The 23,052-nt window shown below is 70.1% G+C and carries 16 protein-coding genes; 15 read left to right on the forward strand and 1 reads right to left on the reverse strand.

Annotated features, from left to right (window positions below; genetic code table 11):
• Nucleotides 1-10 precede the first annotated feature (10 nt).
• On the reverse strand, nucleotides 11-2,239 hold the full coding sequence (locus VZQ01_RS37020; RefSeq protein ID WP_223747564.1) for a type VI secretion system Vgr family protein: 2,229 nt from the start codon (nucleotides 2,237-2,239) through the stop codon (nucleotides 11-13).
• Nucleotides 2,240-2,718: 479 nt separating this feature from the next.
• On the opposite strand from VZQ01_RS37020, the gene tssJ reads away from it, so the two are divergent.
• The 15 genes from tssJ (at nucleotide 2,719) to VZQ01_RS37095 (ending at nucleotide 23,013) form a co-directional block, all read left to right on the forward strand.
• Entirely contained in the window at nucleotides 2,719-3,216 is a 498-nt protein-coding gene (tssJ, locus tag VZQ01_RS37025) for a type VI secretion system lipoprotein TssJ (RefSeq protein ID WP_223747565.1), read from the forward strand.
• A complete protein-coding gene (tssK, locus tag VZQ01_RS37030; protein WP_426746005.1) occupies nucleotides 3,213-4,616 on the forward strand; it encodes a type VI secretion system baseplate subunit TssK in 1,404 nt (467 codons plus the stop codon). Before tssJ ends, tssK begins: the two co-directional genes overlap by 4 nt.
• 90 nt (nucleotides 4,617-4,706) lie before the next feature.
• The gene (locus VZQ01_RS37035) at nucleotides 4,707-5,387 is read left to right on the forward strand and encodes a DotU family type IV/VI secretion system protein (protein ID WP_223747567.1); all 681 of its coding nucleotides are present in this window, start codon (nucleotides 4,707-4,709) and stop codon (nucleotides 5,385-5,387) included.
• Nucleotides 5,388-5,397: 10 nt separating this feature from the next.
• Nucleotides 5,398-9,078, forward strand: a complete 3,681-nt coding sequence (tssM, locus tag VZQ01_RS37040) for a type VI secretion system membrane subunit TssM (RefSeq protein ID WP_426746006.1) — start codon at nucleotides 5,398-5,400, stop codon at nucleotides 9,076-9,078.
• Nucleotides 9,066-10,004, forward strand: a complete 939-nt coding sequence (gene tagF, locus VZQ01_RS37045) for a type VI secretion system-associated protein TagF (RefSeq protein ID WP_141326393.1) — start codon at nucleotides 9,066-9,068, stop codon at nucleotides 10,002-10,004. The genes tssM and tagF overlap by 13 nt, the downstream gene beginning before the upstream one ends.
• Nucleotides 10,005-10,035: 31 nt before the next feature.
• Complete coding sequence (tssA, locus tag VZQ01_RS37050) at nucleotides 10,036-11,667, forward strand: type VI secretion system protein TssA (protein ID WP_223747569.1); 1,632 nt, start codon at nucleotides 10,036-10,038, stop codon at nucleotides 11,665-11,667.
• 58 nt (nucleotides 11,668-11,725) lie between these two features.
• A complete protein-coding gene (tssB, locus tag VZQ01_RS37055) occupies nucleotides 11,726-12,202 on the forward strand; it encodes a type VI secretion system contractile sheath small subunit (protein ID WP_223747570.1) in 477 nt (158 codons plus the stop codon).
• A gap of 40 nt (nucleotides 12,203-12,242) precedes the next feature.
• Nucleotides 12,243-13,724 carry a type VI secretion system contractile sheath large subunit gene (gene tssC / locus VZQ01_RS37060; RefSeq protein ID WP_141326399.1) on the forward strand — a complete coding sequence of 494 codons (1,482 nt, stop codon included), beginning with the start codon at nucleotides 12,243-12,245 and terminating at the stop codon, nucleotides 13,722-13,724.
• A gap of 153 nt (nucleotides 13,725-13,877) precedes the next feature.
• Nucleotides 13,878-14,369: a type VI secretion system tube protein TssD gene (gene tssD / locus VZQ01_RS37065; protein WP_046714479.1), complete on the forward strand. Its 492-nt coding sequence runs from the start codon at nucleotides 13,878-13,880 to the stop codon at nucleotides 14,367-14,369.
• Nucleotides 14,370-14,501: 132 nt separating this feature from the next.
• Complete coding sequence (gene tssE / locus VZQ01_RS37070) at nucleotides 14,502-14,828, forward strand: type VI secretion system baseplate subunit TssE (protein WP_426746007.1); 327 nt, start codon at nucleotides 14,502-14,504, stop codon at nucleotides 14,826-14,828.
• A gap of 27 nt (nucleotides 14,829-14,855) precedes the next feature.
• On the forward strand, nucleotides 14,856-16,598 hold the full coding sequence (tssF, locus tag VZQ01_RS37075; protein ID WP_426746008.1) for a type VI secretion system baseplate subunit TssF: 1,743 nt from the start codon (nucleotides 14,856-14,858) through the stop codon (nucleotides 16,596-16,598).
• A gap of 14 nt (nucleotides 16,599-16,612) precedes the next feature.
• Nucleotides 16,613-17,647: a type VI secretion system baseplate subunit TssG gene (gene tssG, locus VZQ01_RS37080; RefSeq protein WP_426746009.1), complete on the forward strand. Its 1,035-nt coding sequence runs from the start codon at nucleotides 16,613-16,615 to the stop codon at nucleotides 17,645-17,647.
• A 108-nt stretch (nucleotides 17,648-17,755) separates the two neighbouring features.
• The gene (gene tssH, locus VZQ01_RS37085) at nucleotides 17,756-20,323 is read left to right on the forward strand and encodes a type VI secretion system ATPase TssH (protein ID WP_426749017.1); all 2,568 of its coding nucleotides are present in this window, start codon (nucleotides 17,756-17,758) and stop codon (nucleotides 20,321-20,323) included.
• 123 nt (nucleotides 20,324-20,446) lie between these two features.
• Nucleotides 20,447-22,066: an FHA domain-containing protein gene (locus VZQ01_RS37090; RefSeq protein WP_141326409.1), complete on the forward strand. Its 1,620-nt coding sequence runs from the start codon at nucleotides 20,447-20,449 to the stop codon at nucleotides 22,064-22,066.
• Nucleotides 22,063-23,013 carry a hypothetical protein gene (locus VZQ01_RS37095; RefSeq protein WP_426746010.1) on the forward strand — a complete coding sequence of 317 codons (951 nt, stop codon included), beginning with the start codon at nucleotides 22,063-22,065 and terminating at the stop codon, nucleotides 23,011-23,013. Before VZQ01_RS37090 ends, VZQ01_RS37095 begins: the two co-directional genes overlap by 4 nt.
• Nucleotides 23,014-23,052: the final 39 nt, after the last annotated feature.

Here is a 23,052-nt window from a genome sequence, read left to right on the forward strand (position 1 = left end):
TGAGAGCCCCCTACTTCTTGAAGTGAATCTTCCCCTTGAGCTGCACCTTGGCGCCGCCCTTGAGGCCCTCCGCGTCCACCGTCAGCGTCGAGCCCGACAGCTCGAACACCTTGCCCCCGCCCTTGAGCTTCGCGCCGCCTGGCGCGGTGAGGGTCACCGTCTTGGCGGACATCGCGAAGTCCTTGCCCACCTTCTCGGAGATGGGCCCCGCGGAGGTGACGGCCACCGCGCCCACGGCCTCCAGGATGAGGTCCTCGCCCGTCTTGAAGTCCGCCAGGCCCGTGGTGAGCACCTTCGCCGCGCCCACGTCCTCGGACTTGGCGCCCTTGAGCAGCTCCACCTTGGCGCCGCCCACCGTCTCCGTCTTCCCGCCGCCCACCGTCTCGACGATGGCCGTCGCCGCGTTGATGGAGAACGCCGCGCCCACGGTGCGCGAGCAGTCCGCGTTGAAGGTCTCCAGCACGTGGTTGGCCAGGACGTTCATCGGTCCGCCGATGGTGTCGCTGCGCTGGCCGTCCACCGTCTGGGAGAAGTTGCCGGTGACGCCCCAGTCGTCCACCGCGCCGACCTGGACCACCTTGGAGCCCGTCGTCTCCAGCACCGCGTTGCTCGTCACGCTGAGCCCCTGGTTGGCGCCGATGTCCACCGACTCGTCGCCTCCCACCAGCGAAGTGGACTGGTCGCCCACCTCCTCCTGCGCGTTGTTGACGATGTCCTCGGAGAGGTCGTGCCCGGTGACGAGCTTGAAGTCCTTGGAGGAGTGGATGAAGAACTCCATGCCCCCGTTGCCGTCCTGGATGCGCACCTCGTTCGTGCTCCCGCCGCCGGGCGAGGTGGCCGACTGGAGCGTGGACTGCGTCCGCTCGTCCGGGAGGGCGTACGGCGGCATCGTCTCCTGGTTGTAGAGCTTCTGCAGGACGACGGGGCGGTCCGGGTCTCCGTCCAGGAAGCCCACCTCCATCTCCCAGCCCACGCGCGGCAGGAGCATGCTGCCGCTGGTGTTCTGCTGCTGCACGCGCATCCAGCAGGAGGCGGTGTCGTCCACCTTGCCCTCGCGATCCCAATAGAAGTGGACCTTGATGCGCCCGAACTCGTCGACGTGGATCTCCTCGCCCGGCGGGCCGGTGACGACCGCGCTCTCCTTGCCCCACACGCGCGGGCGCGGGGTGCGCCGCGGGGGGCGGAAGTCGGCGCCCGCCGAGGGGATGGCCCGCACGCGGGTGCCGAAGCGGGTGGACTCCCCGTCGTCCGCCTGGACCAGCGCGTAGTCGTGGGTGACCTGCAGGAGCAGGTACTCCTGGCAGAGGAAGGAGGGCAGGGCGTCGAGCAGGGAGAACAGGCGCCCGGGCTGGAGCCGGAAGCTGTTGCTGCGCGCCTCCAGGACCATCCGCTCCTGCACCAGCCCGCTCAGGCGGTTGCGCGCGCGGCGGACGCCATCCGAGGGGCTGGAGAAGGAGCCCGGGTATTCGTAGCGCGGGAAGTCCGCCTCACTGGAGCGCTCCTCGGCCTCCAGCGGCTCGCTGGGGCTGCGCCAGTTCCAGTCCCGCGTGGTGTACAGGCCGTGCACCAGTCGCGAGGTGAAGGTGAGCTCCGCCACGCGCTCGTCCTCCGCGTGGATGAGCGAGTCGCGCGTGAAGCCGAGCGCGGGCGTCCCCAGGATGGGCTCGTGGGCGGAAGGGGCGTCCGCGAGCTTCAGCACGTGCTCGGTGGGCAGGTGCTCGAACCAGAAGAAGATGCCCTCGTCCTCCAGCAGCCGGAGCACGAAGTCCAGGTCGCTCTCCTTCCACTGGGTGCAGTACTCCCGCTTCATGTAATCGCGGGACAGGTGCCACTCGGTGGACTCGGCCGGAAGGCCCGCCTTCTCCAGGACGGCCTGGATGATCTCCACCGCCGTCATGTCCTGGAATATCTGGCTGCGGCTGCGGTAGCGCAGGCCGTGCAGCCGGGGCCGCAGGCGCAGCCGGTAGACGAAGCCATGGGTCGCCAGCCTGGAGCGGTACTCCGCCTCCTCCACGACGCCGTGGAAGCAGCGCTCCTCGAAGCTGCCCTCCGAGAAGGTGGGGGAGAGCCTCAGCGTCCCCGCCGTCCCGATGAGGGCCGTCAGGTCCAGATCCGGATCATCACAGGCGAACTCGAGCTCCACGTCGAAGAGCTCGGACAATCCCTCGCGAGCCGTGGCCCGCAACACGATGGCTTCCGCGGGAAGGCTCGCATGGTCGATATGGGCACGCACCTCCATGCTGTCTCCCCCTCGTCGTTCAGGATGTCAGTCTCAAGGACATCCTTGCCCATATGCAACTCCATGTGGCGCGGTCGCCCTCATCCCTGGCGGCCAACACCTCCCTGGGTGGGGTGAACGCGGACGGTGTGAAGTCTTCGGTCACAAGTCCGCGACCCGTACTCCTGGAGGACCCGTGGAGGCTGGCGGCGACCCTCTCTAGAGGAGCGCTCGATGCGCTGACGGACCCCTGGTGAAGCGTGAGCCCTCGCACTTTCCGTGAACAGTGGCGGGAGATAATTCCCGCGAAAATGTCGCGTCGTCATGCGTCAATGACATCCCGGACGCTGGCTGTGCCCTGTCTTGAACTGAAAGGGGTGGCTGTGGCACGTTGTGAGCGATTCTGCTGGCGCGCAGCGACTTTCAGAGAGGATGCCATGCCGGTTAGTGGGGGGGGCTTCGGCCCACGGGCGCGGGTTTGCGTCGGGGGGTTCCCGGGAGTGACATTGCTCTGGGGGCTGCTCGCGGGTGCTTGTGCCCACAACCCGCCGCCCCCGGCGGCGTGTGAGCAGCCGCCTCCATTCCTCATCCAGCTGGAGGCCGGCACGCGACTGAACCCGGATGACCAGGGCCGCTCGCTGCCGACGAACATCCAGGTGTACCAGCTCAAGGACTCGCGCCGCTTCGAGGCCGCGGAGTTCCAGGACCTCTGGCAGCGCCCCAAGGAAGTGCTGGAGGAGGACCTGCTCGCCGTGGACGAGCTCACCCTGGAGCCGGGCCAGCGCCTGTCGCGCGAGGTGAACCGCACGCCCAAGGCGGAGTACCTCGCCGTGGTGGGCGTGTTCCGCCGTCCCGCGGGCGTGGTGTGGCGCGACGTGGAGCGGCTGCCCGCGGTGAAGCCGGAGGACTGCCGCCCGGGCGCGCCGCGCGAGACGTCGCTGCGCTTCCTCGTCGAGGACTACCGCGTCGAGGCCCGGGCCGGCGAGGTCCGCAGATGAAGACGCCGCAGCGGGTCGTCTGGTCCGAGGGGATGTTCATGAATCCCCAGCACCTGCAGCAGTCGGACCTCTACCACGAGGGCCTGCTGGCGGCCCGGCTCGGCGCGCTGACGCCCTACGACTGGGGCGTGGTGGAGCAGGAGGTGGACGAGAAGGCGCTCTCCGCCGGCCAGCTCCAGCTGCTGCGCTTCTCCGGCATCCTCCCGGATGGCCTGCCGCTGTGCTTCGAGCGCGGCCAGCCCGAGGCCCCGCAGACGCGGCCCATCGAGGAGCACTTCAGCGCCAACAAGCGCTCGCTGGACGTGTACCTGGGCGTGGCGCGCGAGCGCGAGGGCATCGCCAGCTACGGCGCGCCGGACGAGTCCACCACGTCGCCGCGCTTCTCCCTGGTCAACCGCACGGTGCCGGACCTGGCGGCGGCCGAGTCCGTGGTGCCGGTGGCCTTCGCGCAGCGAAACCTCCGGCTGCTCTTCGGCACCGAGCCGCGCGAGGACTACGACGTCATCAAGATCGCGGAGCTGGTGCGCGACAAGACGGGCGGCGTGGCGCTGGCGAGCAACTACATCCCCCCGTGCCTGCGCGTGTCCGCCTCGCCCTTCATCCTGGAGCGCATGCGCAGCATCCTCAAGGCGATGCAGGGCAAGCAGCGGGAGCTGGCGGACGGGCGCCGGCACCGCGACGCCACCGCGCTCGAGTTCACCGCCGGGGACGTGACGAAGTACCTGCAGCTGAGCGCGCTCAACGGGCTCATCCCCCAGGTGGCCCACGTGGTGGAGGTCGCGGACCTCAACCCGCAGATGGTGTACCTGCTGCTGTGCCAGGCGGCGGGCCAGCTCTCCACGTTCTCCGCGGAGGCGGACCCGGGGGACCTGCCCAAGTTCCAGTACACGAACCTGCGCGCCACCTTCGAGGGCCTGTTCCAGGTGCTCCAGAAGCTCCTGGACGTGGTCGCCATCGAGCAGTGCATCACCGTGTCGCTGGAGCCGCGCAAGGACGGCATGCACCTGGGGCGCATCGAGGACGAGCGCTTCCTGAAGTGCTCGCAGTTCATCCTCGCGGTGCGCAGCGACCTGCCCGAGGCGGACGTCGCCAAGAGCCTGCCGGTGCTGTCGAAGATCGCCAACTTCGCGGAGATACGCGACATCATCAAGGCCGCCGCTCCGGGGGTGCCGGTGGAGGTCACCTTCCGCCCGCCCGCCGAGGTGCCGGTGAAGCCGGGCGTCGTGTACTTCTCGCTCGAGAGCGGCGACCCCTACTGGAAGAACGTGATGAGCGAGCAGAACGTGGCCGTGTACCTGCCGCGTCCGTTCGAGCCGTCGAAGACGAAGCTGGAGCTGCTCGCGGTCCCCAAGGGGGGAAGCGGGGGGCCTCCGGCGAAGAAGAACGCCGTCAGTCGTTGAAACAAGGTCGTGCGGGGGGCCGTCCAAACACCGGCGAGCGGCGGTTCGCGGTGAGGCTCCCTGTCGACATGGGGTGGAGGCATCGACAGGATGGACCGGATCAATTCCATCACGCAGGAGTGCTTCGGGGCACTGCTGCAGCTGAGGCAGTTCGGGGACCATGCGCTCCCCTCGGCGGAGCTCGTGCACCGGCAGCTGCGCACGTTCTTCGACCGGCTGCTCAAGCGCGCCGGAGAGCTGGGCTTCAACCAGCAGGACGCGCAGGAGATTGCCTATCCCATCGTCGCGCTCGCCGACGAGCTGGCCCTGGCGCGCGCCGACACCTTCCGGGAGTACTGGCTGGCGAACCTGCTCCAGTTCCACTACTTCCGGGAGAACCGCGCCGGTGACGGGTTCTTCACGCGGCTGGAGGAGGTGCGCAAGGACTCGCAGCGCACCGAAATCCTCCGCGTCTACTACCTGTGCCTCATCTTCGGCTTCAAGGGCCGCTTCCGGGTGCGGGGCGGCGAGCTGGAGCTGATGCAGCTCACCGAGACGCTCCAGCGGGAGCTGGCCCGCACGCACAAGTTCGACACCGAGACGCTCTCCCCCCATGGAGACCGGCCGCCCGACAGCGCGGTGAGCGCCAAGCGCACGCTGCCCTTGTTGGCCATTTCCGCCGCCGCGGTGGTCTTCGCGCTGCTGGTCTACACGGGCCTGCGCATCGGCCTGTCCAGCAGCGTGTCCTCCCTCGTCGAGGAGGTCGCGGCCTCCTCTCCCCAGCAGCCCTAGGACGCTCGCGATGCTGCTGCTCACCTTGTTCATCGCGGTCTTCATCGTCATGGTGTGGACCGTCGTCATCCTCTTCAGCCTGCCGCTGTGGGGCGCCATCGTCCCCACCGTGCTGCTGGTGGCCATCGTCATCGGCGCGTACCTGTACCAGCGCCACCTGGCGTCCAAGGCCGCGCGCGACATCGAGCGGGAGCTGGGCGTGCAGGCGGACGCCCAGTTGCAGAACGTGCGGCCGGATCAGCAGGAGGAGATCCAGGCCATGCAGGCCGAGTTCTCCAAGGCGCTCCAGTCGCTCAAGTCCTCGAAGCTCGCGCGAGCGCGGCAGGGCAAGGACGCGCTGTCGGTGCTGCCCTGGTACATGATCATCGGCCCGCCGGGCTCCGGGAAGAGCACGGCGCTGCGCAACTCGGGCATCCAGTTCCCCTACCTGTCGGCGCGCGGCGGCGGCGTGAAGGGCGTGGGCGGCACGCGTAACTGCGAGTGGTGGCTCACCAACGAGGGCGTCATCCTCGACACGGCCGGCCGCTACACCACGGAGGACGATGACCGCGAGGAGTGGCTGAGCTTCCTCGACATGCTCAAGCGCAACCGACCGCGCAAGCCCGTCAACGGGCTGGTGGTGGCGGTGAGCGTGGGGGAGCTCATCGGCATCGACGAGGAGCAGACGGTGCAGCTCGCGCAGACCATCCGCGAGCGCGTGGACGAGGTGATGGAGCGGTTGAAGATGATCGTCCCCGTCTACGTGATGTTCACCAAGTGCGACCTGCTCGCGGGCTTCGTGGACCTCTTCGGGGACCTGGCGAAGGCGGAGCGCGGGCAGATCTGGGGCTTCACGCTGCGGCCCGAGGACGCGCGCGAGGCCATCGGCGAGACGTTCGCCGCGCGCTTCGACGAGCTGGCGGAGGTGGTGGAGCAGCGCTCCATCGTGCGCCTGGGCTCGGAGCGGCACCCGGAGACGCGCGAGCGCATCTTCCGCTTCCCGCAGCAGTTCGAGGGGCTGCGCGGCAACCTCATCGAGTTCGTGCAGGCGCTGTTCGCGGAGAACGTCTACGCGGACACGCCGGTGATGCGCGGGGTGTACTTCACCAGCGGCACGCAGGAAGGCAGCCCCATCGACCGGGTGATGAACAAGATGGCGGAGGCCTTCGGCATCCGCCGCACCACCACGCCCTCGGGCAGCCGCCCCGCGGTGGAATCCCGCTCCTACTTCCTGCGGGACATGTTCGCGGACGTGGTGTTCCCGGACCAGAACCTGGCGATGCGCAGCTCCGCGGAGGTGCAGCGCCAGAAGCGCATGCAGCTGGCCTACGCCGGAGGCTGCCTCGCCGTCGCCCTGCTCATCCTGCTCTTCCCGGCCATCTCCTTCTTCGAGAACCGCAAGTTCATCCAGACGACGCGGGTGATGGCGCAGGCGCTCAAGCTGGAGGAGGCCAACAAGGAGGGCGGCGCCGGGAAGATGGTCGACGCGATGATGCCCATGCGGCAGCAGCTCGACCAGCTGCTCCAGTGGAAGGAGGACGGCCCGCCCACCGGGATGCGCTTCGGCATGTACCGGGGCGACGACCTGCTGGGGCCGCTCGGCGCGTTCTACGGCGCCACCGTGCGCCGCGTGCTGGTGGACCCGGTGCTCACGGGGGACCTCAAGGACGCGAAGGCCTGGGTGGAGAAGGCGCGCGACCGGGAGGAGCGCCCCACGGCGAGCTCGTACGCGCTCTACTTCGACCGGCTGAAGCTGCACCTGCTGCTCTCCGGTCCTCGCACGCCCCGCGAGCCGGAGCTGGGTGAGGCGGAGCGCGAGTGGATCGTCAACAGCCTCCGGGAGCGGTGGGGGCGCAAGGCGGGCTTCACCGACAGCGCCCACCGCACCACGCAGATGGCGAACCACATCGACCTGTACGCGAAGCTGCTGGCGCAGGACCCGGCGCTCGCCTTCACGCGCAACGACCAGGTGGTGCGCGACGTGCGCGTGGTGCTGGACCGGCTGCCGTTCTCCGAGCTCGCGCTGGCGCAGCTCATCTCGGAGGTGTCGCGCAAGAAGGACCAGTACGACGTGACCCTCTCCTCCATCCTGGGCAGCACCGCTCAGCACATCAAGGGCACGGGCCGCGTGCGCGCCGCCTTCACGCGCAAGGGCTGGGAGAAGGTGGTGGAGCCCAAGCTGGAGCACCCGCTGCAGGGCGCGGACATCTGGGTGCTCGACAAGGACGCCAACTCCACCAACGAAATCGAGCTGGCGCGCCAGGAGCGGGCGCTGCGCTCCGCCTACTACAAGCAGTACATCGAGGAGTGGAAGGAGTTCCTCAGCACCCTGAGCATGAAGGAGCCCACGGACGCGACCGTGGCGCTGGCCATGCTGGAGGACCTCACCCGCGGCGAGCCGCCCCCGCTGGGAAAGCTCTTCCGCGCCGTGGCCTACAACGTGCGGCTGGGCGGAGAGCAGGTGGAGGGCAAGTCCGACGCGGACGGCATGCTCGACAAGCTCAAGCAGAAGCTGGGCCCCAAGGGGAAGGTCATCGAGTCGGGCGTGCGCTTCGCCAACGGGAAGCTCTCCGAGGACGAGGCGCCGAGCGAGGAGGAGGAGCGTGACTACACCGCGGACGACGTGGAGCCGGCCTTCGCGGGCCTCCTGAAGTTCGGCGCCGCGCCGCCGCAGGCGAAGGGGCCCGACGCGCCTCCGCCCGAGGCCATCCCCCTGGACATCTACCAGGAGCAGCTGCAGTTCCTCCGCGACGCGCAGCGCGCCTCCATGGAGAGCCAGTCGGAGACGGCCGCGATGATGACGCGGGTGCAGACGGCGCGCGTCATCATCCAGTCGCTCATCCAGGCGCAGGAGGTGGGGTGGCGCCCGCGCATCGAGGCGCTCTTGTGGCCGCCCATCGAGAAGATCTCCGACCTGACCATCCGCGAGCAGGGTGGCAAGGCGAGCGACCAGTGGTGCAGCGAGGTGGCCAACGCCTTCAAGCAGAAGCTGGCGGGGCACTACCCCTTCAACCGCAACGGGCAGGACGCGGCGGTGGCGGACGTGGGGGACTTCTACCGCTTCGAGTCCGGCACGCTGTGGGGCTTCTACGGCGGCGTCCTCAAGAGCCACGTCGAGCAGTCGGGGACGCGCTTCAAGTTCGTCACGCGCGCGGGCCGCGCGGGCGGCAACATGTACTACGGCTCCGTGCTCTCGTTCCTCGCGCGCTCGCGGGAGATCTCCGAGTCGCTCTTCGGCGCGCGGGACGCCGAGCCGGGCGTGAAGTTCGCCTTCCACATCCGCCCCTCGCCGAAGCTCTCCTCCATCCGCTTCACGGTGGACGGACAGACGGTCGAGTACAACAACGGCCCCGAGGAGTGGCACAACTACGAGTGGCCCGGGAAGGGCGGCAAGTCGCTGGGCGCCACCATCCGCGTGCGCAACAACCAGGGCAAGACGGAGACGCTCGAGCAGGAGGGCGAGTGGGGCCTGTTCCGCCTGATGGAGGAGGGGACGCCGAACGTCTCGGGCGGCGGCCGGACGTTCTCGGTGACGTGGTCCATGCCCTCGCTGGACGCCGAGGTCATCATCGACTTCCGTCCGACGCGCAGCGCCTCGCCGTTCTTCGGCGTGTCCCCGGGCCGCACCCCCAAGCTGATGCAGCCATTCCGCGCGCCGGGGATGAGTCCTCCACGCGTCATCGCGAAGGGAGGCGTGGGATGCTCGGGGTAGTCGGCCGCAACCAGGTGGCGCTGTTGGGCAAGGCGCCGTGTCAGGGAGACTTCATCCGCTGGAACGCGGCGGATGCGGTGTCACAGGCCTTCCACCGGTGGCTGGAGGAGTCGCACGAGGCGGTGCGGCGCGCCAACACCCAGCTGCCCTCGGAGCCCACGTGCTTCGTCTTCACCATGCCCGGCGGACGCCAGGCCCTGGTGGGCACGCTGGCGACGAGCACGGACAAGGTGGGGCGCGTCTTCCCGCTCGCCGTGTACGTCGCCGTCGACGCGGCGGGCGCGGCGGAGCAGTTCCCCTCGATTCCCGACAGCTTCCGGGCCTTCTTCGCCGCCGGCGCGCGCCTGCTCGCCGACGCCGCGACGCTGTCCGCCAGCGAGCTGGAGTCGCGCGTGGAGGCGCTCTCCGCGGTGTCCTCCGCGGACACAATGGGCGCGAGCGCGCAGCGCCGACGGCTGGAGTCGAGCCCCGCGGGGCCGCTCGTCCAGCGACTGCAGGGCGACGGCGCCGCGCCCGGCGTGGCCTACTACGCGTTCAACACCTTCCTGAAGGCCTGCCAGGCCGAGCGCGGCAAGGAGCCCGCGAAGCCGGGCGTGACGCTGGAGTGTCCGTTCCCGGAGGCGCTCGGGCCCTTCTGCTGGGCGGAGCTGGCGAAGCGGCAGCTGGGCTGGCGCTCGATGCCTCCGGCGATGTTCTGGCACCTGGGGCCGTCGCCGCGGCTGCTGCTCTCCATCGGCACGCCGGGCGTCGCGCTGCTGATGCACCTGGCGAAGCCCGAGCACTCCAGCATGAAGGTGTGGCCGCTGCTCACCCGACAGCAGTCCGCCATCGACAGCGCGCAGAAGGCGCTCACCCCCGCGAGACGGCAGGCGCTCGAGGACCCCACCACCCCGGTGGAGTCGCTGCTCGCCGCGTTCGGGACCTGAGCACGAAGGCCGCACGGCGAAAGGAGGGCGGATGGCGATGACGTTGGAGCAGCTCAAGCAGCGCGCGAAGGAGTGGTTGGAGCCGGTGTCGGCGGCGTCGCCCGCGGGCAAGGCGGCCAAGTCGGAGCCGGGCTACCTGGCCGTGCTCGCGGAGGTGGCCAAGCTGGAGGCCGTCACCGGCGGCGCCGTCGACTGGGCGCTCGTCCTGGACTCCAGCGGCAAGGTGCTCCAGACCAGCTCGAAGGACCTGCGCATCGCCACGTACCTGGCCCAGGGCCTGTACCAGACGCAGGGCCTGGACGGGCTCGCCACGGGCCTCGTCGTCGTCTCCGAGTTGATGGACCGCTACTGGCCGGAGCTCTTCCCGGAGCTGACGCGCATGCGCGGCCGCTCCAACGCGGTGACGTGGCTGGTGGAGCGCGCGTCCAATCAGCTGCCCTCGCTGGAGGTGGGCGCGTCGGACCGCGAGCGCGTGGAGGCGCTCGACGTCGCGGCCAGGCGCCTGGCGGAGGTGGCGCGCCAGAAGTTCGAGACCAACGGGCCCGCGATGCGCCCGCTGCTGGAGAGCGTCCAGCGCCTGCTCGCGTCGCTGCCCGAGGCCGCGCCGCCCCCGCCGCCCGTCGCACCCGTCACGTACAAGCCCGCACCGGCTCCGAGCGCGCCGACTCCTCCGGCCGTGGCGCCTCCGCCGCCACCGAAGATCGCTCCGGTGGCCGCGCCCGCGGCGGCGATGCCCGAGGTGGGCGCGCTCGCGAGCGCGGAGGGCGCGGTGGACTTCCTGCGTCAGACGGGCACCGCGCTGGCGAGCGCGGCGGGGCTCGTGCGGCGCGCGTCGCCCGCGGAGCCCATGCCCTACCGGCTCCTGCGGGTGGGGCTCTACCTGCACCTGGCCCAGCCGCCTCCGGGGGACGCCAGCGGCAAGACGAGCATCCCCGCGCCGCCCGCCGCGCTGCGGGCCAACCTGGAGCGCATGGCGGCGAACTCGCGCTGGGTGGAGCTGCTCGAGGAGTCCGAGTCGGCGCTCGTCCAGCACCGCTTCTTCCTGGACCCGCACTTCCTCAGCGCCCGGGCGCTGGGCGAGCTGGGACACGCCGCCGCGCGCCAGGCGCTGATGGGCGAACTGGCCTCGTGGCTCAAGCGCATGCCCACCGTCCCGGGGCTGCTCTTCGGCGACGGCACCCCCGTGGCCTCCAATGAGACGCGGACCTGGCTGGACACGGTGCTCGCCACGCCTGTGGCGCCAGCCGTTACACCCGCCTCACGCGACGAGAAGGACGACGCCAGCGCGGACGTGCTCGCCGAGGCGCGCAAGCTATTGGCTGGCGGGAACCCCGCGGGCGCCGTGGGGCTGTTGCAGACCCAGGTGGGCGCTGCGGGCACGGGCCGCAAGCGATTCGTGGCCCGGCTCTCCCTCGCGCGGCTGTGCGCGGCGGCGGGGCAGGCCCCCGTGGCGCGGGCCCTCTATGAGTCTTTGGACCGGGAGTCGGTGACGCACGGGCTGGATGTCTGGGAGCCGGCGCTCGCGGCGGAGTGTCTGGAAGGATGGCTTGCGCTCACGCGGCCTCCTCCAAAGTCGCCGGAGGCGCTGGTGTCTGACTTCACTGCCCGTTATCATCGGCTGTGTCTGCTTGATCCCGGTGCTGCGCTGAAGGTGTCTCTGTGACGGGGGGCAGCGAAGCCATCCCCAACCAGGAGGTCGTGCGGTGAGCAAGGAAGGGTCTGTGGCTCCGAAGGAGCGCGTCAACATCGTCTACAAGTCGGAGACCGGGAATGCGCAGTCGGAGGTGGAGCTGCCGCTCAAGGTCCTCGTGGTGGGCGACTACACCGGTCGTCAGGATGAGCGCCCCGTGGAGGAGCGCGCGCCCATCAACATCGACAAGGGCAACTTCAACGAGGTGATGGCCAAGCAGGGGCTTTCACTGGACGTGAGTGTGCCCAACAAGCTCTCCAACGAGCCGGACGCGTCCATGTCTGTCTCGCTGAAGTTCCAGACGCTGGCGGACTTCACCCCGGAGGGCATCGTCAACCAGGTGCCGGAGCTGCACCAGCTGTTGCAGCTGCGCGCGGCGCTCAACGCGCTGAAGGGCCCGTTGGGCAACGTGCCCGCCTTCCGCAAGAAGATCCAGGCGCTGCTCGGGGACACCGAGGGACGTCAGCGATTGATGGCGGAGCTGGGGCTGGACAAGAAGTCGGAGTAGGGCGGCATTCGCAAACGCACTCAGAAAAGGCGTGACACAGATGAGCACTGAAGCCAAGGCGTTGGCCCCGGTCGAGACCGCCGATGCCGCCCCCTCGCTCCTGGACGAAATCCTGTCCGAGACGAAGATGAAGCCCAACGACGACGGCTACGACGTGGCCCGTCGGGGCGTGCAGGCCTTCATCGCGGAGATGCTGGCCCCGGGCCGGTCGGCCGAGCGCGTGGACAAGGCGCTGGTGGACGCGATGATCGCGGAGGTGGACCAGCGGCTGAGCGCGCAGGTCAACGAGATCCTCCACCACAAGGACCTCCAGTCGCTGGAGTCCGCGTGGCGCTCGCTCAAGTTCCTGGTGGAGCGCACCGACTTCCGGGAGAACGTCCGGGTGGAGGTGCTCAACGCCTCCAAGCAGGACCTGCTCACCGACTTCGAGGACGCGCCCGAGGTGGTGAAGTCCGGCCTGTACCGCACCGTCTACTCCAACGAGTACGGCGTCTTCGGCGGCAAGCCCTACGGCCTGGTGGTGGGCAACTTCGACATCGGCCCGGGCGCGGAGGACCTGACGCTGCTGCGCAGCATCGCCTCCGTGGCGGCCATGTCCCATACGCCCTTCGTGGCCAACGCCTCGCCGGAGTTCTTCGGCCAGCCGTCGTTCCTGGAGCTGCCGGCGCTCAAGGACCTGAAGTCCCTGTTCGAGGGGCCGCAGTACGCGCGCTGGCACTCGTTCCGCGAGAGCGAGGACGCGCGCTACGTGGGCCTGTGCATGCCGCGCTTCCTCTTGCGGCTGCCCTACAGCGAGAAGACGGTGCCGGTGAAGTCGTTCAACTTCACCGAGGACGTGGTCGGCTCGCATGACCGCTACCTGTGGGGCTACGCCTCCACGGCGTTCGCCACGCGCGTGACGGACTCGTTCGCCAAGTTCCGCTGGTGCCCGAACATCATCGGTCCCCAGGCGGGCGGCGCGGTGGAGCAGCTGCCCCTGCACCAGTACGAGGCCATGGGGGAGATCCAGACGAAGATCCCCACCGAGGTGCTCCTCACCGAGCGGCGCGAGTACGAGCTGTCGGAGGAGGGCTTCATCGGCCTGGTGTTCCGCAAGGACACGGACAACGCGGCGTTCTTCTCCGCCAACTCCGTGCAGAAGCCCAAGTTCTTCGGCAACAGCCCCGAGGGCAAGGTCGCGGAGACGAACTACCGGCTGGGCACCCAGCTGCCCTACATGTTCATCATGTCCCGCCTGGCGCACTACGTGAAGGTGCTCCAGCGCGAGCAGATCGGCAGCTGGAAGGAGCGCTCGGACCTGGAGCGCGAGCTCAACCAGTGGATCAACCAGTACGTCGCGGACATGGACGACCCGGCGCCGTCCGTGCGCTCGCGCCGTCCGCTGCGCACCGCCCGCATCAAGGTGGAGGACGTGGAGGGGCAGCCGGGCTGGTACCGCTGCAACCTGCAGGTCCGCCCGCACTTCAAGTACATGGGCGCATCCTTCACGCTCTCGCTCGTCGGCAAGCTGGACAAGGAGTGAGCTGAGCGGGCGTGAGACCCGGAGCCGAAGGGTCCTTCAGGTCGCCGTTCCAGTCAGGGGCGGCGGCCACCATGCAGTCCGGAGCCCTACGGCACGAGGGCTCCTGTTCCACGTCGCAGGCGTCACACCACCAACAAGCAGGGGGAGAGCCACATGGCCGAGACAGTACATCTGTACCTGAAGGCGAACGGGAAGGACATCAAGGGCGCGAGCACCCAGACGAGCCTCGGTCGCGAGGACTCCATCGAGTGCGTCTACTACGAGCAGGGTGTCGTCACCGCGCGCGAGGCCGGCTCCGGCATCGCCACGGGTCGCCGCCAGTACCAGCCGCTGCTCATCCGGAAGCGCATCGACAAGGCGACGCCGCTCCTGATGAAGGCGCTGACGAACAACGAGGCCATCGACGCCACGTTCAAGTTCTTCCGCCCCAGCCCCACCGGTGACGGCACCACGGAGCAGTTCTACACGGTGACGTTCTCCAAGGGCCGCGTCGCCAGCGTCAAGCAGGTGGTGGAGAACACCATCGTCCCCGCGACGGCGACCAACCCTCCGCTGGAGGAGGTCTCCTTCGTGTTCCACACCATCAGCTGGACGGTCAGCGAGGGTGGCGTGACGCACGAGGATACGTGGGACAAGCAGCAGTAAGGGGAGCCATGGCGCGTGCTCCCTGAAGGGAGCGCGGGCCGGGGCGGCGAGGCAGGAGGGAGCGACGGGATGGGACGCGGGTTGTTGTCGCGAATCGAGGTGGGGACGGGCTCGGCCGAGCGAGAGCAGGACATGACTGACTCCATTGCCCAACACCTGCGCGTGCTGCTCAACGCGCGCAAGGGCGGCTCGGCCACGGTACCGGGCTTTGGAGTCATGGACTTCACCGACCTGGTGCACACCTTCCCCACGGCCATCCAGACGCTCCAGTCGGCCATCCGCGCGACGGTGTTGGAGTTCGAGCCGCGCATCCAGCACGTGAGCGTGCGCCACGTCCCGGACGTGGACCCGCTGCTCTTGCGCTTCGAAATCACCGCGCAGCCCGCGGGCAGGGGCGCGCGGGGGATGCTCCGCTTCCGGACGCAGATGTCGCCGGGAGGCAAGGTCGAGGTCTGGTAAGCGAACCGGTACGGCGGGGGAGTCGCGGTGTTCAGCAAGTACTACCAGAGCGAGCTCACATATCTGCGGGAGATGGGCCGCGCGTTCGGCACCGTCAACCCGGCGCTGGCCGGGCTCCTGGTGGAGCGCGGTGGCGACCCGGACGTGGAGCGGCTCCTGGAGGGGTTCGCGTTCCTGACGGCGCGCGTGCGCGAGCGCATCGACGGCGCGGTGCCGGAGGTGATTCACGGGCTGACGGAGCTGCTCCTGCCGCACTACCTGCGGGTGGTGCCGGCGTGCTCGGTGGTGGAGTTCACCCCCCACGCGCGCCTGCTGCGCGGCCGCTCCCGGATTCCGGCGGGGACGGAGGTGGGCGCCAAGCCCGTGGACGGCACCGTCTGCACCTTCAGAACGACGCGCGCGGTGGACCTGCTGCCGCTGACGCTGACGGAGACGACGCTGGACCAGTCCTCGCCCGCGGCGCCCGTGCTGCGCGCGCAGCTGCAGCTGGTGGAGCAGGGCCGGGCGGAGATCTTCACGGAGGAGGGCCTGTCGCTGTTCCTCCACGCGGAGCTGCCGGTGGCGTCCATGCTGCTGGTGTGGCTCTTGCGCCATTGCAAGGGCGTGGTGCTGCGCAACCCCGCGGGCGGTCCGTCCGTGCGGCTGGGACCGGAGTGCATCCGCGCCACGGGCCTGGAGGCGGGCAACACGCTGTGGCCCTGGCCGGCCACGGTGCCGGAGGGCTACCGGCTCCTGCAGGAGTACTTCACGCTGCCGCAGAAGTTCCTCTTCATCGACGTGAAGGGGCTGCAGGCGGCCAGCGAGCTGACCGGCCAGAAGCTGGAGCTGCTCTTCGAGTTCGAGCGGCCGCCCACGCTGCCCGGGCGCCTGCCCAAGGACGTCTTCCGGCTGCACTGCGCGCCGGTGGTCAACCTCTTCGCCGCGTCCGCGGACCCGGTGCGCACCGGCTCCCTGGGCCACGAGCACCTGGTGCGCGCCTCGGGCGTGGAGCCGGGGCACATGGAGGTGTACTCGGTGGACTCCGTCACGGGGCTGCCGCAGGGCCGCACCGAGCGCCAGCAGTACCGGCCGTACTTCGACTTCGCGCACGCCACGGGCGACGCGTCGCGCTTCTATCGGCTGCACCATGCCCTGTCGCCGCTGGATGACGCGATGGACGTCTCGCTGTCGCTGGGCAGCCCGCGCGACGCGACGCCGTCGCTGGCGGATGAGACGCTGTCCATCGAGCTGACGTGCACCAACCGCTCGCTGCCCTCGCGGCTGCAGGTGGGGGACTTGAGCGTGCCCACCGCGGCGTCGCCCACCACGGCGCGCTTTCGCAACATCGTCGCGGTGACGCGGCCGTCCAGGCCGCCCATGGGCTCGGAGCTGCACTGGCGGCTGCTCTCCCACCTGAGCCTCAACCAGCGCTCGCTGCTGGAGCCCGGCGCGCTGCAGTCGATGCTGGCGCTCTACAACTTCCAGGCGACGGCGGACCAGTCCACCGCGCGCGCCAACGAGCTGCGCGTGGGCGCGCTGCGGGAGGTGAAGGGCCAGCCGATGACGCGCTTCCTCCAGGGCGCCCCCGTGCGAGGCGTGCAGGTGACGGTGGAGCTGGACGAGGCGGGCTTCACGGGCCCGGGGGACGCGTTCCTCTTCGGCTGCGTGCTCGACGAGCTGTTCGCCTCGCACGTGAGCCTCAACTCCTTCAGCGAGCTCGTGCTGCGCCTCCAACCCTCTCGACTGGAGTACCGGTGGCTTCCCCGGAACGGCCGACAGACGATCTGCTGAAGGCCGTCCAGCGCTTGAGCGAACGCCCCGGGCAGTGGGCCTTCAGGCCGCTGGTGGCGCTGCTGGAGCGGCTGACGTCGGAGGCGGTGCCCGTGGGCGGCACGGGGCCCGTCGTGGAGGAGGCCATCCGCTTCCGGCATGACCCGTCGCTCACCTTCAGCGCGGGGGACGTCAGCCGCATCCGCGTCGTGCCCCCGTCGGGCGAGCTGGGCGGCTCCTCGCACGTGGTGGAGGTGATGACCACGTTCCTGGGGCTCACCGGCGCCGTGTCGCCGCTGCCGGACTACATCCCGGAGGAGATTGCCCAGGAGGATCCGGACTCCGCGCGCCGGCGCGACTTCCTGGACCTGTTCCATCACCGGCTGCTGTCGCTCTTGTTCCGGGCGCTGTCGCGCTACTCGCTGCAGGCGGAGACGACGCGGGAGGGCAGCGACGTCTGGTCCCAGCGGCTGTTGTCGCTGGCGGGGCTGGACACCTACGAGCGGCCGTACCCGGGCGCGCTGTCATCCGCGCAGCTGTTGCGCCTGGCGCCGCTGCTCGCCGCCCGCGCGCGCACGGCGGGCACGCTGGAGCTGGCGCTGACGGACGTGCTGGCGCCCGTGCTGGGCGAGGCGAAGGTGTCGCTGCGTCAGTTCTCCGGCCACTGGGTGGACATCGAGGCGGACAACCGGATGCGGCTGGGGCGGACGAACACGAACCTGAGCCGCACCGCGCTGCTCGGCTCCAGGATGTTCGACCGCTCGGGCAGCTTCGACATCCACATCGCGCCGCTGGAGGGGGACGTCTACCGGCGGCTGATGCCTGAGGGGGACTTGTCCCCGGTGGTGCGCGAGGTGGTGGACCTGGTCGTGAGGGACCCGCTCGACTGCTCGCTGGTGCTGGGCGTGCGCGAGGCGGAGCTGCCGCGCTTCCGTCTGGCGACGCAGTCCCCCTCGCGGCTGGGCCACGACTGCTACCTGGGGCAGCGCCGGAGCGACACGCGCCTGCGCCTGCGCACCGTGCCACTGCCGGCCGCCCCCCGGCGCGCCGCGCCGCCTTCGCCGTCATGACGCCGTCCTTCCGGTGTTCCCACCCGCCGCCAGCCAAACCCCTGGAGCGTAATCATGCGCGTTGAACCCAAGACCCTCGTGCGGCGCCTGACGCCCTCGGCCACGCGGATGCTGGAGGCCGCCGTGTCGCGCGCGAGCACCGCGCGCTGCTACGAAATCATCCCCGAGCACCTCTTGCGCCAGCTCCTGGAGGACGAGGACGGCGAGGCCTCGCGGCTGTTGCGCCACTTCCAGGTGGACCGCGCGAAGGTCATCGGCTCCATCGAGGACGCGCTGCGCGAGCTGCGCACGGGCAACGCGGGCCGGCCCGTGTTCTCCGAGAGCCTGTTCCAGTGGTTCGAGGACGCGTGGCTGGTGGCCTCGCTGGAGCACGGCGCGGCGCGGCTGCGCTCGGGCGCGCTGCTGTGGCAGTGGATCGCCCGCTCCTCGCGCTACTCCGCGGAGTCCTACCCGGCGCTGGACGCCATCTCCGTGGAGGCGCTCAAGAAGGTCTTCGACGAGGTGGTGGGCGGCTCGAAGGAGGCGGCGGAGGTGGGCAGCGCGGCCTCGGCGGCGCCCGCGGCGGGAGGGGGCCGGGGCGAGGAGGCGCTCACGCGCTTCACCAACTCCTTCACGCAGAAGGCGCGCGACGGGAAGATCGACCCCATCTTCGGCAGGGACCGGGAGATTCGTCAGGTCATCGACGTGCTGGCGCGGCGGCGCAAGAACAACCCCATCATCGTGGGCGAGCCGGGCGTGGGGAAGACAGCGCTGGTGGAGGGGCTGGCGCGCGCCATCGTCGCGGGCGACGTGCCGGAGTCCATGCGCAACCTGGAGGTGCTCGGGTTGGACCTGGGCGCGCTGCAGGCGGGCGCGGGGGTGCGCGGTGAGTTCGAGAACCGGCTCAAGGCGGTCATCTCCGAGGTGAAGGGCTCGCCCAAGCCCATCATCCTGTTCATCGACGAGGCGCACACGCTCATCGGCGCGGGCGGCCAGCAGGGCGGCGGCGACGCGGCGAACCTGCTCAAGCCCGAGCTGGCGCGCGGCGAGCTGCGCACCATCGCGGCCACCACGTGGGCCGAGTACAAGAAGTACTTCGAGAAGGACGCCGCGCTGGAGCGGCGCTTCCAGCCCATCAAGGTGGACGAGCCGTCGGAGGCGGACGCGGTGCTGATGCTGCGTGGCCTGACGCCCACGTATGCGCAGTCCCACGGCATCACCATCCGCGACGAGGCGGTGGTGGCCGCGGTGGAGCTGTCCCACCGCTACATCTCCGGGCGGCAGCTGCCGGACAAGGCGGTGGACCTGCTCGACACGGCGGCGGCGCGCGTGAAGATTGAGCAGAGCGCCCGGCCGGACGAGCTGGTGGAGGCGGAGTCGCGCCTGGCGGCGCTGGAGCGCGAGCTGGGCGTGCGCGAGCGGGAGCGCGCCGCGGGGCACGTGTCGAAGGACGAGGACGAGGGCCCGACGCTGGAGGAGAAGCTCTCCGCCACGCGCGACCAGGTGGCCACGGTGAAGGCCCGCTGGGAGCAGGAGCGGGCGGCGGTGGACGAGGTGAAGAAGGCCCGCGCGGCGCTGGAGGCGGCGGAGCCCGACGCGGACACCGCCAAGCTGAAGGCGGACGTGGCCCAGGCGCGCGCGAAGCTGGAGACGCTGCAGGGCGAGTCTCCGCTGATCCACGTGGAGGTGGACCCGGACGTGGTGGCGCGCGTGGTGGCGGGGTGGACGGGGGTGCCGGTGGGCAAGCTGCGCAGCAGCTCCGTGGGGGCGGTGCTCTCGCTGGAGGAGACGCTGCGCTCGCGGGTGCGCGGGCAGGACGCGGCGCTGCGCGCGGTGGCGGAGACGCTGCGCATGTCGCACGCGGGCATCCGCAACCCCAACACGCCCATCGGCGTGCTGCTCTTCGTGGGGCCCAGCGGCGTGGGCAAGACGGAGACGGCGCTGGCGCTGGCGGACTCGCTCTACGGCGGAGACCGCTTCCTCACCACCATCAACATGTCGGAGTTCCAGGAGAAGCACACCGTGTCGCGGCTCGTCGGCTCGCCGCCCGGCTACGTGGGCTACGGCGAGGGCGGCGTGCTGACGGAGGCGGTGCGCCAGCGGCCCTACTCCGTCGTCCTGCTGGACGAGTGCGAGAAGGCGGACCTGGAGGTGATGAACCTCTTCTACCAGGTGTTCGACAAGGGCATGTTGTCCGACGGCGAGGGGCGGCTCATCGACTTCCGCAACACGGTGGTCATCCTCACCAGCAACCTGGCCACGGACGCGCTGATGCAGCTGTACTCGGGCCCGGAGGCGCCGAGCACGGACACGGTCAGCGAGACCATCCGCCCCATCCTCAGCCGGCACTTCAAGCCGGCGCTCCTGGCGCGCATGTCGGTGGTGCCGTTCCTGCCGATCGCCAAGGACGTGCTCAAGCAGATCGCCGAGATGAAACTTTCGGCCCTGGCGGACCGGCTGCACACGTCGCACCGGGTCAAGACGGAGTTCGCCCCGGAGGTGTACGAGGAGTTCGCCCGGCGCTGCCAGGACAACGACTCGGGGGCTCGCAACGTGGACCACGTGCTGCGTGCCTCGTTGATGCCCCGGCTGTCGTTGGAGGTCCTGGAGAGGCTCGCCGCGGGAGGCGTCCCGAGCCGCCTGAGGGTCGGCCTGGGGGCCGGGGGCGACTGGGACCTCGCATTCTCAGACAGCTGATAGTCGGGTGGTGCATCTCGGACCTGGGGGAGGGATGATGCCTCCCGCCGGGCCGTGACGAACTGTCGCGAGGTACACCCCCCGGGGGGGCTTCCCCCCACCGCTTCGGGATAGGAGTGAGCCGTGCTGCCCCTCGTCATCCGAATCAAGGACCTGGAGACGCAGCCGCCGAAGGAGCGGCAGTATGTCTTCACGCACTCGCCCGTGCGCATCGGTCGCAACCAGCTCAACGACATCTCCATCCCCAAGTCGTTCGTGTCGTTGTTCCATGCGCTGGTCCGGTTCAACCAGAAGTCCATCCACGTGGTGGACCTGGGCTCGACGAACGGGCTGAGCATCGACGGGCGGCGCATCGACAAGAACGTCCCGGTGCGGGTGGGCGAGGAGACGCGCGTCACCATCGGCACCATCGAGATGCGCCTGTCGCGGGAGGCCGCGGCGTCGGCGGGGGATGGGCAGTCGCGCATGACGCAGTTCCGCGCGCTGGCCACGCTGCAGGGCCCCGATGACGGGACGCCCATGAGCTTCAAGCCGACGCCGGTGCAGGGGCGCGAGCAGGTGGTGGCCACCGCCATGCTGCCGGCCCTGAGCGACGCGGCGATCTCGCAGTCCCGCCGTCAGGAGGAGGTGAGCCCTCGCACGCTGCTGGTGCCGGCGCTCGACGAGGAGCTGGAGGGACAGGACCCGGGGCAGCGCACCATCATCTCCGGCATCCCCATTCCGGACCCCGAGCCTCCGACGGCGCCCGCGGGCCGCCGCGCGCCGACGAGCAACAGCGTGCGCGTGGTGGCGCCGCCGCCGCCCGCCGCGTCCTCGAACGGCTTGCAGAGCTCCATCCAGCAGCTGGTGCCGCTCTACAACGCGTACCGCAACGCGTGGCAGACGCTGCACGAGTCCATGGTCCGTCAGGCGGGGACGCTGCCGGAGGCGGACCGGGCGTCGCTCGTCGCGCAGCTGCAGCGGCGGCTGCCCGGGGTGGCGCACGAGCCGCAGTTCGGCCAGTTCGCGCGCTCGTTGGGGGTGGCGCTGCCGCAGTCGTCCGGGGGCAACTCCCAGGTGACGCCGGTGCCCGCGGCGCCGGGGGGCGGCAACCGGCTGGATGTGATGGCGCGGGAGCTGTTGGGTCAGTTCGTGCGCTCGTACCTGCCGGGGAGCAAGGGATTGGAGTCGGGGGCGGACATCGACCGCTTCCTGGACCGGTTGGCGGACGTGCTGGAGACGTTCGGCCGCGCCTTCGTGGAGCTGCGGCAAGGGCATGACCAGTTCGGCCAGGAGATGGCGGTGATGCTGGCGCGGGACGTGACGCCGCTCTCCAAGAGTCGCAACACGCGCGAGGTGTTGCGCTACCTGTTGGACTGGAAGGCGCCGGACAGCGCGGAGCGGGTGCAGGAGCTGATGGGCGGGTTCGTGGATGTGATGATCCACCAGATTGCCTTGCTCAACGGCATGCGCGAGGGCGTGAAGGACCTGCTCCAGCGCTTGTTGCCGGGCGAGCTGGAGGAGGGCAAGGGCGGCTCGTTCTTCTCGCGGCTGTGGCCGTTCCAGGCGTCGCGCAAGCTCAAGCGGCTGGAGGAGCGGCTCAGGACGCTGATGGAGGAGGAGCGCGAGCTGAGCGCGGTGTTGTTCGGTCCGGAGTTCGCGAAGGCGTACCACGCCATCGTGGGTGACGCGGCGAACAAGAGTGGTGATGGGGAGGTCTCAGTGGTGTCCAAGCGCCGGGCTCGGGAGTCATCAGGGACATGAGGAAGACACAGTCGTTGGTGTTGGGGTGCGCGTTGGCGTTGGCGGGGTGCAAGAGCACCGCGCCGGTGCGCGCGGCGCCGGCGGTGGCGGCGTTGTGTTTCTCGGAGCGGCCCACGGGGGTGCATGCGCTGTCGCCAGACCAGTGGCGGGCGGAGGTGCTCTATCCGTTGCTGCTGAGTGGTTACGACACGCGGACGTGGCAGGTGGCGACGCCGGTGACGGACTGCATGGGGACGCCGGTGCTCTGGCAGGACCCGGCGCCGGGGGAGTGCGTGGAGGCGGGCTCCACGGCGGCGATGTTGCCTCCGACGACGCTGACGGCGGGGGACGTGGTGGTGAGCGAGATCCGTCCCGAGCTGCGGCTGGTGTGGGCGGTGGCGCGTCACTTCGCGGATGGAGAGGGGCTGGGCCCGGTGGCGTTGGTGGAGTCGACGCCGCGAGGGTTGGCGGTGCGGGCGTTGGGGGTGCTGCGCTCGAGGACGAAGAACGCGAGGTTGCGGTTGGAGCGGATGGGGGGCGTGGACCTGCTGGTGGCGGAGGGGGAGCGGTGCGCGGGGCCGATGGGGACGGCGTGCCAGCGCGCGGTGCGGGTGTTGTTGCAGCGGGGCAACCGCTTCATCAACGAGCCGGTGTTGACGGCGGAGGGGGCGTGCGCGAGCCCGGCGCTCTTCCAGCTGAACCGGACGGCGTCGCGCTCGCTGCCGAGCCGGTGGCTGCGTCGCTACGACTACACGGCGGCGCTGAGCTTCGCGACGGATGGCATCCGGTTGCAGGAGCAGATGGTGGTCAACGACATGGACCCCAAGCAGCCCAGCATCCCGCCGAGGCAGTTCCGCAAGGCGCAGATCGACCGGAGCGTGAAGCTGTCCTCGGGCCGCCTGGTCGTCGACGACTCCTCGCTGTGGGGCCGGCTGCTGGAAGACGGCGCGACCGAGTCGACGAAGTAGACGTCTTGGAGGGCCCCGGTGACGAGGCCCTCCTCAGGG

Origin of the sequence: Myxococcus faecalis (genome assembly GCF_050039385.1) — a bacterium.
Taxonomy (GTDB): domain Bacteria; phylum Myxococcota; class Myxococcia; order Myxococcales; family Myxococcaceae; genus Myxococcus; species Myxococcus fulvus.